The following is a 12050-nucleotide window of genomic DNA, read 5'->3' on the forward strand; positions in this document are numbered from 1 at the left end:
TGCACATGCTTTTGCTGACATGCCTTGCTTGAAGCCGTGAACCCGATGCGCCGTACCGTTTCGTCTGCCACACCAACGCCGCCGGTCGCACCCTGGCGCTGGGCCGGCGCGGGTGCCGCCGTGGGATTGCTGCTGGCCCTGCTGCTGTTTGCGCCGGCACGCTGGCTGGCCTCGGCCGTGGCCAGCGCCAGCGCCGGCCAGGTACACCTGGCCGACCCCCGCGGCACGGTATGGGATGGCTCGGCCCAGCTAGTATTGACCGGCGGCGCCGGCAGCCGCGACCAGACCGCACTGCCCGAACGCCTGAGCTGGCACATACGCCCAGGCTGGGGGCTCAGCGGTCCGGCCATTCGCACCGTGTGGCAAGCCCAGTGCTGCATGGCCCAGCCACTACAGGCGGCCTTGGCACCGCGTTGGGCCGGCCTGCAGCTGATGTTGAGCGATGCCAGCGCGGCGCTGCCCGCCGCCTTGCTGGCGGGCCTGGGCACACCCTGGAACACCTTGCAGCCCGAGGGTGTGTTGCGTCTGTCGACCCGTGCCATGGCAATAGAGGTCAACGCCGGCCGTCTGCAGATGAGCGGGCTGGCACTGCTGGAAGCAGAGGCCATCTCTTCGCGCCTGTCCACCGTCAAGCCCATGGGCAGCTACCGTGTCACCATGACCGGCGGCCAAACCCTGCGCCTGAAACTTGAAACTCTTGCCAACAGCCCCCTGCAACTCAGCGGCAACGGCGAATGGGTGGGCGGGAGGCTGCGTTTTCGCGGGGAGGCCACGTCCGCCCCCGACAATCTGAACGCGCTCTCCAATCTTTTGAACATTCTCGGCCGCCGCGAAGGCGACCGCTCTATTCTCCAAGTGGGTTAACCGCATGACCAAGCCAGATTCCAGCCGCCACCCACTCGCTATGACTTCCATAGCCGCTTGCGCATTGGTAGCGTGCCTGACGGGCACTTTTTCCTTAAACGCTGTGGCGCAAGCCAACGGCCGCGCCGCCGCACCTGCAGCACGCACCGAGCCCGTCACGCTGAACTTTGCCAACGCCGACATCGAAGCCGTGGCGCGCACCATGTCGGCCATCACCGGGCGCAACGTGGTGGTTGATCCGCGTGTCAAAGGCAGCATCACCTTGAACACCGAGCGCCCCGTGGCGCCTGGCGTGGCCTACAACCAGTTCCTGGCGGCGCTGCGCCTGCAGGGCTTCACCATGGTGCAGTCGGCCGGGCTGGACAAAATCGTGCCCGAGGCCGATGCCAAGCTGCAAGCCGGCCCTGAAACGGTGTCTGCCGCCGGCACACCGGCTGGAGCCGCAGGCAACCAGATCGTCACACAGATCTTCAAACTCAATTACGAGTCGGCCAACAACCTGGTGCCGGTGCTGCGCCCGCTGATCAGCCCGAACAACACCATCAACGTGAACCCCGGCAACAACTCGCTGGTGATCACCGACTACGCCGAAAACCTGAGCCGCATCAGCCGCATCATCGCGGCGTCGGATGTGTCCAACGCCACCGACCTGGAAGTCATTCCGCTGCGCCACGCGATTGCGTCCGACCTCGTGCCCCTGCTCACGCGCCTGCTGGAATCGGGCGCTGCCACGGCTGCAGCGGCCGCCACCGCCGGGCAAAGCGACTCTTCCTATAAAACCACGCTGCTGGCCGAGCCGCGCAGCAACGCCGTGATCCTGCGCGCCGCCAACCCCGCACGCCTGAGCCTGGCACGCAGCCTGATCGCACGCCTGGACCAACCCGCGGCCCAAAGCAGCGACGGCAAAGGCGCAGACACCGGCAACATCCACGTGGTTTACCTGAAGAACGCCGACGCGACCAAACTCGCCGTGACCTTGCGCGCAGCCATCAGCAGTGGCAGCCTGGGCAGCAGTGGTGGCACCAGCAGCAGCACCAGCAGCGGCCTGAGTTCCAGCAACAGCAGCAGCGGCCTGAGCAACACCAGCCTGAACACCGGCTCCACCAGCAGCACCAGCAGCGCGGGCAATTCCGGCCCCACGCTCAACAGCAGCAACAGCAACCAGCCGTCCACCGGCGGGCAGATCCAGGCCGACCCGTCAACCAACTCGCTGATCATCACCGCGCCCGAGCCGCAATACCGGCAGATCCGTGCCGTGATCGACCAGCTCGACGGCCGCCGCGCACAGGTGCTGGTGGAAAGCCTGATCGTCGAAGTCAACGCCGAGAAGGCCGCGCAGTTCGGTATTCAGTGGCAGGGTGTGCTGGGCAACTCGAACAGCAAGACCATAGGTGTGCTAGGCACCAACTTCAGCACCGGCGGCACGGCCAACATCATTGACTTGGCGTTGAACGGCTCGAGCATTTCCACCAGCACCACCCTGCCTTCTACCGGCGCCAACCTGGGTGTGGTGCGTAAGACCGCCGGCGTCTATGTGCTCGGCTTCCTGGCCAACTACCTGCAGACCAACGGCGACGGCAACGTCTTGTCCACGCCCAACCTGCTGACGCTGGACAACGAAGAAGCCAAGATCGTCATCGGCGAAAACGTGCCCTTCGTCACCGGCTCGTACACCAGCAACAACACCAGCAACGGCTCGGTCAACCCGTTCACCACCGTGGAGCGCAAGGACGTGGGCCTGACGCTGCGCGTGAAACCGCAGATCAACGAAAACGGCACCGTCAAACTGGTGATCTACCAGGAGACTTCGAGCGTCAAGTCGGGCACCGAATTGAACAGCAACGGCCCCACCACCACCAAACGCTCGATTGAATCCACCGTGCTGGTGGACGACGGCAACATCGTTGTCATCGGTGGCCTGCTGCAGGACGAATACGCGGGCAACCAGGACAAGGTGCCCTACATCGGCGACGTGCCGGTGCTGGGCCAACTGTTCAAGAGCGAGGCCCGCTCGCGCAGGAAAACCAATCTGATGGTGTTCCTGCGCCCGGTCGTGATGCGCGACACCAGCGAAACCAACGCCATGTCGATGGACCGCTACGACCTGATGCGCGGCGTGCAGGAGCGCAACCAGCCGGCGCAAAACGCCATGCTGCCGGTAAACGAGGCGCCCATACTGAGCACCGTGAACCCCGCCGCGCCCAACGTCAACACCCCCGGCACGCGCCCCGCGCTGAATCCGCCCAAACCCATGGGCATCAGCACCGAGGTGCGCCTGGATGGCAGCGTGCCAGTACCTGCAGCAGTGCCCGTAGCCCCTGTGGTCCCAGTGGCCCCTGTCGCCCCCGCCGCCGAGCCCCTGCGTTAAACCATGCGCCACCCACTTCCCTACGCTTTTGCACGCGGCCAGCAACTGCTGCTGGAGGACAACCTGGGCACACTCACCCTGTGGTTGCACGCCGGCACACCACCCAGCGCCTTGGGTGAGGTCATGCGCAAGTACGACGTGCGCCAGGTGGAAACACTGCCGGCCGACGCCCTGGCGCAACGCATCAGCGCGGCCTATGCGCAGGGTGAGTCGAGCGCAGCGTCCGTGGTGAGCGAGGTCGAAAGCGACGCCGATCTGTCGCGCATGATGCAGGAGCTGCCCGCGGTGGAAGACTTGCTGGAGATGAGCGACGACGCGCCCATCATCCGTATGCTCAACGCCCTGTTGACCCAGGCCGCACGCGACGGCGCCAGCGACATCCACATCGAACCCTATGAGCGCCATTCCAGCGTGCGCTTCCGCGTCGACGGCACACTGCGCGAAGTGGTGCAGCCCAACCGCGCCTTGCACGCGGCTCTGATCTCGCGCCTGAAGATCATGGCCGACCTCGACATCTCCGAGAAACGCCTGCCCCAGGACGGCCGCATCAGCCTGCGCATAGGCACCCGTGCGGTCGACGTGCGCGTGAGCACGCTGCCCAGCGCACATGGCGAACGCGCGGTGCTGCGCCTGCTGGACAAAAGCGGTGGCACCTTGCAACTGACCTCGGTCGGCATGCAGGGCGACGCGCTGCAGCGCCTGCAAAGCCTGATCGGCCAGCCACACGGCATCATCCTGGTGACCGGCCCCACCGGCTCGGGCAAGACCACCACGCTGTACGCCGCCCTGAGCGAACTCGACGCGCACAGCAGCAACATCATGACGGTGGAAGACCCTATCGAATACGAGCTGCCAGGCGTGGGCCAGACCCAGGTCAACAGCAAGATCGACCTCACATTTGCCAAGGCACTGCGCGCCATCCTGCGGCAGGACCCGGACGTGATCATGATCGGCGAAATCCGCGACTTCGAGACCGCGCAGATCGCCATCCAGGCCTCGCTCACCGGCCACCTGGTGCTGGCCACGCTGCACACCAACGATGCCGCCAGCGCCATCACACGTTTGACCGACATGGGTGTTGAGCCCTTCCTGCTGAGCAGTTCGCTACTCGGCGTGCTGGCCCAGCGCCTGGTGCGCAAACTCTGCACGGCTTGTGGCGGCCCCGGCTGCGAGGCCTGCGGCCACACCGGCTACCAGGGCCGCACCGGTGTGTTCGAGCTGCTGGTGACCGATGACGCCATACGCGCGCAAATCCACAACCGCGCCGCCGAGGCCGACATTCGCGATGCCGCGCGCAAAGCCGGCATGCAGTTGATGCGCGAAGACGGTGCCCGGCTGGTGGCGGCCGGCATCACCTCACCGGAAGAGCTGCTGCGCGTGACCCGGGACTGACGGCCGGGCTTGCGCGGCCTGCGGGATAGGCCGCAACCACGCGGTCTTTTGCCATGTTGGGCGAGAAACCAACGCCGGACTGCACCAAACGGCGATTCAGACGTTAACCTAGGCGGCTGTGATTGAATTACAAAAAATTACTTTTCACCGCAGCCCTATGACGAGCACAACCCGCCGAACGCTTCTCCGTACCGCCAGTGCTGCTGCGGTGGCCGTGGCCTTGCCCCTGCGCGCGCAAGCCAGCATCACACTCAAATTACACACGTTCTGGCCCGAGCAAGCCGGTGTATGGCGCGAAATCATCCGGCCCTGGATCACCCAGGTGGAACAGGAATCCAACGGCCGCCTGCGGATTGAAGCCACCCCCAGCATGAAGCTGGGCGGCACGCCAGCCCAGCTGTACGACCAGGTACGCGAAGGCAAGATCGATCTGACCATGAACCTCACCGGCTACACGCCGGGGCGTTTTCCACGCGTCGAAGCGTTCGAGTTGCCCTTCATGATGACGCAGCCCGAAGCCACGTCCAAAGCCCTGTGGGAATACGTGCAGACCGCCGCCCCCCATGAGTTCAAGGAAGTGCAGTTACTCGCCACCTACGTGCACGGCCCTGGGGTGATCCATGCCGCCGACCGCGCCGTGCTGAAAGTGGAAGACATGCGCGACCGCAAACTGCGCAGCCCCACGCGCCAGGTCAATCGCCTGCTGACTTTTCTGGGCAGCACCTCGCTGAGCATGCCGGTGACCGAGATCCCCGACGCCATGGGCAAAGGCCTGATCAACGGCTGTGTCGTGCCGTGGGAAATCCTGCCGTCGTTCAAGGGCCAGCAGCTCACCAAATTCCACGCCGAATTTGCCAGCGCGGGTGGCAGCCTCTACACCAGCACCTTCATGTTTGTGATGAACAAGGCGCGTTACAGCGCCCTGCCGGCCGACCTGCGCAAGGTGATAGACAACAACTCCGGCATGGGCCCGTCGGGCCGCTTCGGCAAAACCATGCAGGCGCTGGACGTGATCGGCCGTGAAGCGGCGGTGAAGAACGGCAACAGCATCGTCACACTGAACGTGGCCGAAGCGCGCAAGTTCCGCAGCATGTCGCGCCTGGTCGAGGTGGAGTGGGCCGAGGCCATGGATCAGTCCGGCGCCAGCGGCTACCGCCTGCTGGACACCGCGCGGGGCCTGATCGACCAGCACACACGCAGCACAAGCTGACGGACAGCGGCCTCGGCCGCTGTTGCGCGGTGGCCATGAAATACACATGGCGCAACACCCGCAAGGCCACGACAAGCCCAACACCCACACGGTGACGATATTGGCCGTCGGCGCTTGACCGCCGAATTGCATCAGCTCGCGGTTTAAGGGCTACGCTGAAACCATTGCAGCAACGGCCCCACTAAAACCAACTTGCTTTCTCAAATACCCGGACAAATTCAAATGAATAGTCATTAAGCTTTCATGGCGATTGCAAAGACTGCGCGGCTACCCATTTTTTCTTCTAGCTCGCGTATGCAAATTTCTGTTCGGTTTCCCACACATCAAAAAAAATTCGCACTGCACGCCACCGCCCTGGCAACCTTGTTGACCCTGGCGGCCTGCGGTGGCGGCGGTGAACAGATGATCGCGCCGGAAGCTGCCGCATATGCCATTCCCGGCCCACCAGCAGGGCTAGGCACCGAGGTGATCAACGTGACGCCGCAAGCGGCCACCAACATGCCGGCGTCGCGCACCGACGTGCCCAAGTTCCGTGAAGATGCCACCGTCTACAACTCCGGCAGGCATGACGCAACACCTGCGGGCAACAACGCCTGTTATGGCGACAACACCACCAACTCCACGCTGCGCTTTTTGTCGGGCTTCCTTGATATCTGGGAACCTTCCGAACGCAAGATGAACGGTTTCAGAGCGTCGGACTACGCGGGCATCTTTGCCAACGGTTCCAGCACCGCGGATTTGAATGTGGCCGGCCTGGAAGCGTGCGACATGTTTGCGCTCACCAGCTGGAACGGCATCTGGCATGTGCTCACGTCGGACAACACCAACGGCACACTGGGCCAAGCCCCCAGCGGCGGCACCACAGGGACGATTAAAAACAATGCCCTGTTCCTGCAGAACATGGCGTACTCCTCCAAGCTGACCACGCAAACCAGCTATACCGCGGCGCAGAAAACAGAGATCGTGCAGGATGACACCGGCAACAAGATCACCCGTACGGTGATGGGCGGATCGCTGGGTCCACTGGGACAAGCCTGGAACGATCTGGCGAAAAATCCTGCGACCGGATGGGGCACCACAAATAGCGTCGCCAACCCCGAGTTCGGTGCCGTGCTCACCTTTGTCGACAACGCCACCGTTGGCAACATTGCTTCTGACAATGGCCCCAAGGGCTTCTACAAGTTCGCCCGCCCCTATCGCTGGTCTGCGGCGGACAGCAGCCTGCCTGTGGTCACCGTATTGCCCGAACTGCTGACACGCCGCGCAAACGGCGCCAATGCGGCAGCCGCACAAACCAGTGCGCAACAAGACTCCGACTTCCCCAGTGGCCACACGGCCGAATTCGTGCGCTACTCGACGGCCATTGCCTACGTGGCGCCGCAGCGCTTCCACGAAGCGGTGGCACGTGGCCTGGAAGCCGGTGAAAACCGCATCCGTGCGGGCATGCACTCGGCACTTGGCGTCATGGGCGGTCGCATGCTCGGCTCGTCGGTCTGGATGCCGTTTTTGAAAGGCGCAGGCGATCGCGGATTGGTCTATACCGAAGCGCAACGCCTGGCGGTGTTCACGCAAGCGCAAGCGCAGCTGCGTGCCAAGGTGGGCGCAAGCGACGGCGTGGAACTATGGAATGTGGCGCACTCGGCAAGCGTCAGCGACGACCGTTTCGCAGATTTTGCCGCCGCCAAAGCCGACTACTTGCGACGCCTGACCTTCGGCTTTGCACAAGACAGCAGCAAGGTCGGCAAGCCTGCCGTGGTGCCCAAGGGCATGGAAACACTGCTAGAAACCCGCTTCCCCTATCTGAGCGCAGACCAGCGGCGCGCCGTGCTGAAAACCACCGCCATTGGTTCGGGCTACCCGGTGCTGGATGACGAAGAAGGCTTTGGTCGCCTGAACCTTTTTGACGCAGCCAGCGGCTACGGCAACTTCGAGGCCGACGTGACCGTCACCATGAACAACAGCACTGAAGGCTTTTGTGTCTCGGGCTTTTGCACCTTCGACCGCTGGCGCAATGACATCGGCGGTGCAGGCAAGTTGACCAAACGCGGAACCGGTACCTTGGCATTAACAGGCGCCAACAAGTACAGCGGCGGGACCATTGTGTCGGCAGGCACCTTGCGTGCTGACTCGGCCAGCGCCATGGGCACGGGTGCGGTGTATGTCGATGGCGGCACGCTGGCCACCAACGGCACCCAAGTCAATGTGACGGGCAGCTACACACAAAAGTCCGGCACGCTGAACTTAGCGCTCTCCAGCAACACCGCTGGCACCCTGGTGGTGGGCGACCACGCCGCATTGGCAGGTGCGCTGAAGCTGACTTTTGCCAATGGCTACACACCCAAGGCTGGCGACCAGATCGTGGTGCTGACCGCCAAGGGCGTGCACAACAAGTTCGACAGCGTGGCTGTGGACGGCTTTGCCAAGTCCACCGTCACCTATGGCGCGACCAGTGTGACCATTACGCTGGCCAGTTAAACAAGCCTAAGGCTCAAGGGCCTGTGCGGCTTTGCCGCGCAGGCCCTTTATGCATGCTGCACCTTTGAGACACGCAACCCCTTGTGCGCACGATGGGCCAGAGGGGAATTCGCCACATCTCCCCGTGCGCTAACATCACGGCTCCTTCACGCGACATCCGCCATGCCTGCCTACGCCTTCGAAGCCCTTGACACCAACGGTCAGCCCCGCAAAGGCGTGATGGAGGCCGACACCGCCAAAGCCGTGCGCAGCCTGCTGCGCGCCCAGGCCCTGGTGCCGCTGGCGGTGCAGCCGGTGAACACTGGCGCCACAGGTGCCGGCGCCAGCGCCACGGCTTGGCTGCAGCGCCGCGTCTACAGCCCCTCCGGCCTGGCGATCTGGACTCGGCAACTCGCCGGGCTGGTGGGCTCGGGCCTGCCGCTGGAACGCGCGCTCACGGCCCTGGCCGATGAAGCCGAAGAAGAAAACCAACGCAACCTGCTGGCCGCCCTGCGCGCCGAAGTCAACGCCGGCGCCTCGTTTGCCAAGGCGCTGGGCCAGCATCCACGCGAGTTCTCCAGCATCTACGTGGCGGTGATTGGCGCGGGTGAACAAAGCGGCAGCCTGGCCGTGGTGCTGGAGCGCCTGGCCGACGACCTGGAAGAGCGCCAGGCGCTCAAGGCCAAGCTGATTGGCGCATCGCTTTACCCGGCCATCGTCACCTTGGTGGCGATTGTCATCGTGCTGTTTTTGGTGGGTTACGTGGTGCCGCAAGTGGCCAACGTGTTTGCCGGCACCAAACGTGCACTGCCCTTTCTCACCGTGGCCATGCTGGCCATCAGCGACTTTGTGCGTAACTACGGTTGGGCCTTGTTGATTGCGCTGGTGCTGTTCGGCATCTTCGCCAGGCTGGCGCTGGCCAGACCGACCATACGCGAAAAGTTCGACGCCGCTTTTTTGACTTTGCCCCTGGTGGGCCGCCTGGCACGCGGCTACAACGCCGCGCGTTTTGCCGGCACGCTGGCCATGCTGGCCTCGGCGGGTGTGCCCATGCTGCGCGCCTTGCAGGCCGCAGCCGAAACCCTGAACAACACCGCCATGCGCGCCGACGCCTTGGACGCCTTGGTGCTGGTGCGTGAAGGTGCGCCGCTGGCCTCGGCCATGGCGCAGAAGAAACGTTTTCCCGGCCTGGTGAGCATGTTCGCGCGCCTGGGTGAACAAACCGGCCAGTTGCCGCTGATGCTGCAACGCGCCGCCAACCAGCTCAGCACCGAAGTGCAGCGCCGCGCCATGGCCTTGGCGACGATTCTGGAGCCGCTGCTGATTGTGGTCATGGGCCTGGTGGTGATGCTGATTGTGCTGGCGGTGCTGATGCCCATCATCCAGCTCAACCAATTCGCCCGGTAGTTGTTAAACACCCCAGGCTTGCCCACTGCGTGTGGCCTGCTTGCCCTTGCAGGGGCGCCGCCAGCGGCCCGACGTAAGACAAAATCAGCGCAACCTGGCATCTAAAGTTACGAGAACTTCTTATGGCCGTCTCACTCGACAACAAGCTGGTGGTGGCGATTTCCTCGCGCGCCCTGTTCAACTTTGAAGAAGAAAACCGCGTGTTTGAACGCGGCAACGACCGCGCCTATGTGGAGTTGCAACGCCAGCGTCTGGATGTGCCCGCAGCGCCCGGCGTGGCCTTCTCCCTGGTGCACAAGCTGCTGGCCTTCAATACACCAGAGGTGCAACGCGTAGAAGTGGTGGTGCTGTCACGCAACGACCCGGTCAGCGGCATGCGCGTGTTCCGCTCGTGCAAGGCGCATGGCCTGGCCAGCGTGCAGCGCGGCGTGTTCACACAGGGACGCAACCCCTTCGGCTACCTGCGGCCATTGGGCGCGCACCTGTTCCTGTCGGCCAATGAAGACGACGTGCGCCACGCGCTGAGCCTGGGCTTTCCGGCTGCGCGGGTGTTGACCGAATCGGTGCAAGCGGGCGACGAAAACCCGACCGAAGTACGCATTGCCTTCGACGGTGATGCGGTGCTGTTTTCTGATGAGGCGGAGCGCATTTACCAGGCCGAGGGCCTGGACGCCTTTCAGCGCCATGAAACCGACAACGCAGCGCTGCCCTTGCCCGACGGCCCGTTCAAACCCCTCCTGGCCGCACTGCACCGCCTGCAGCAGACGGAAGCCACCGGCATGCGCATCCGCACCGCACTGGTCACGGCACGCAGCGCACCGGCACACGAGCGCGCCATCCAGACGCTGATGAGCTGGAACATCGCGGTCGACGAAGCCATGTTTTTGGGCGGACTTTCCAAGGGTGCATTTCTGCGCGAGTTTGAGCCCGATTTCTTTTTTGATGATCAGACGGGACATGTGCAGTCGGCGGCCGCACATGTGCCTTCGGGGCATGTGAACAGCGGCATTTCCAACGAGCCGCGTTAGGAATGTGGCGGAGCTTGGGTTTTCAACAGCGCGGTCGGCCGGGTCTCGGCCCGGCGGGCGAGTGGCTTTTGCAGAAATCGGCGAAGCCGATTTTCTTGTGCGTACAGGCGTGCCTTGCACGCGGGGTTTGCTCACTTCGCAAAATGAAAACGCCCCAAATCCCCGCAGCAGGTGCAGCCGGAGGAGAGTGAAGCCTCGGGACCATTGCTACGCTAGGCCCAGGTCAGGCGATGCGTAGCGAGCCGGGTTGGTATTGCATTTCCCCCTCTGACTGCGCCGAGGAGCACAGGGGGCAGCGGATCAGGGCTGGGGCATGTCTGAGCGCAGCGAGTTGCACCAGACCCCGCTGGCCCCGAGCACCGCAGGTTGCCCTTCGCAACGCGAAGGGACGCAGGCAGTGGGGGCGACTTCTCTTTGGTTACTTTCTCTTTGCGCAAAGAGAAAGTAACTCGCCACCGGGCGAAACAGGGACGTGCCGCCACCCACAACGCCAGCCAAAGCCCCGACATCAATCAACCCCAAAAAGCGCATCAATCAACCCCAGCTTGCACGCTAGCATCGACAATTCCCCGTTCAAGCCCCTCCAGGAAACCCCATGCTCAAGCTCTACATCGCCAACAAAAACTACTCCTCGTGGTCCATGCGCCCGTGGGTAGTGCTCAAACAAGCCGGCATTCCGTTCGAAGAAGTGATGGTGCGTTTTGACTCACTCGAAGAAGGCTCGGTTTTCAAAAACACGGTCACCGCCCTCAACCCCCTGGGCACTGTGCCGGTGCTGGTCGACGATGGTTTTGCGGTCTGGGATTCGCTCGCCATCGCCGAATACCTGGCCGACAAATTTCCCGAAAAAAACCTCTGGCCGCAGGACCGCCTGGCGCGCGCACGGGCCCGCAGCATCTGCGCTGAAATGCACGCCGGCTTTACCGCCTTGCGCAGCAGTTGCACCATGAACATCGAAGCCAGCCTGCCCGAAGTCGGTGCCATTGTGTGGCGCGACAACCCAGGTGTGCGCGCCAACGTGGCGCGCATCGTCGCCATGTGGACCGAGTTGCTGGAGCAGGCCGGTGGCGACAAATTCCTCTTCGGCGACTTCAGCATCGCCGACGCCTACTACGCGCCGGTGTGCATGCGCCTGCGCACCTATGCGCTACCGGTCACGCCGCTGATCAGCGCCTATATCGACCGCGTATGCGCCGCCCCCGGCGTCAAGGCGTGGATTGCCGATGCGCTCGAAGAACACGACTTTGTGGTGTTCGACGAACCATACCGCCTGCAGCCCTAAGATCGTCAGCACGTTCTTAACGCCTTCAAGGTCTACACTGCCCAG

Annotated in this window: 8 protein-coding genes; all 8 read left to right on the forward strand. The window is 63.5% G+C overall.

The annotated features are described in order from the left end of the window. Positions 1-45: 45 nt before the first annotated feature. The 8 genes from gspN (at position 46) to ACFQ95_RS06300 (ending at position 12005) form a co-directional block, all read left to right on the forward strand. Positions 46-864 carry a type II secretion system protein N gene (gene gspN, locus ACFQ95_RS06265; protein ID WP_422829977.1) on the forward strand — a complete coding sequence of 273 codons (819 nt, stop codon included), beginning with the start codon at positions 46-48 and terminating at the stop codon, positions 862-864. A gap of 4 nt (positions 865-868) precedes the next feature. Continuing rightward, entirely contained in the window at positions 869-3232 is a 2364-nt protein-coding gene (gene gspD / locus ACFQ95_RS06270) for a type II secretion system secretin GspD (protein ID WP_422829978.1), read from the forward strand. 3 nt (positions 3233-3235) lie between these two features. Next, positions 3236-4624, forward strand: a complete 1389-nt coding sequence (locus ACFQ95_RS06275) for a GspE/PulE family protein (protein WP_422829979.1) — start codon at positions 3236-3238, stop codon at positions 4622-4624. 157 nt (positions 4625-4781) lie between these two features. After that, entirely contained in the window at positions 4782-5834 is a 1053-nt protein-coding gene (locus ACFQ95_RS06280; RefSeq protein WP_422829980.1) for a TRAP transporter substrate-binding protein, read from the forward strand. 294 nt (positions 5835-6128) lie between these two features. After that, entirely contained in the window at positions 6129-8309 is a 2181-nt protein-coding gene (locus ACFQ95_RS06285) for an autotransporter-associated beta strand repeat-containing protein (protein WP_422829981.1), read from the forward strand. A 162-nt stretch (positions 8310-8471) separates the two neighbouring features. Further along, on the forward strand, positions 8472-9695 hold the full coding sequence (gene gspF, locus ACFQ95_RS06290; RefSeq protein WP_422829982.1) for a type II secretion system inner membrane protein GspF: 1224 nt from the start codon (positions 8472-8474) through the stop codon (positions 9693-9695). Between the two features lie 122 nt (positions 9696-9817). Further along, positions 9818-10723 (forward strand): 5'-nucleotidase, encoded by a 906-nt coding sequence (locus tag ACFQ95_RS06295; RefSeq protein ID WP_422829983.1) that lies wholly within the window; start codon positions 9818-9820, stop codon positions 10721-10723. A 595-nt stretch (positions 10724-11318) separates the two neighbouring features. Then, complete coding sequence (locus ACFQ95_RS06300) at positions 11319-12005, forward strand: glutathione S-transferase family protein (RefSeq protein WP_422829984.1); 687 nt, start codon at positions 11319-11321, stop codon at positions 12003-12005. The last annotated feature ends 45 nt before the right edge of the window (positions 12006-12050 follow it).

Origin of the sequence: Variovorax sp. HJSM1_2, from assembly GCF_049316285.1 — a bacterium.
Classification (GTDB): Bacteria; Pseudomonadota; Gammaproteobacteria; order Burkholderiales; family Burkholderiaceae_C; genus Rhodoferax_B.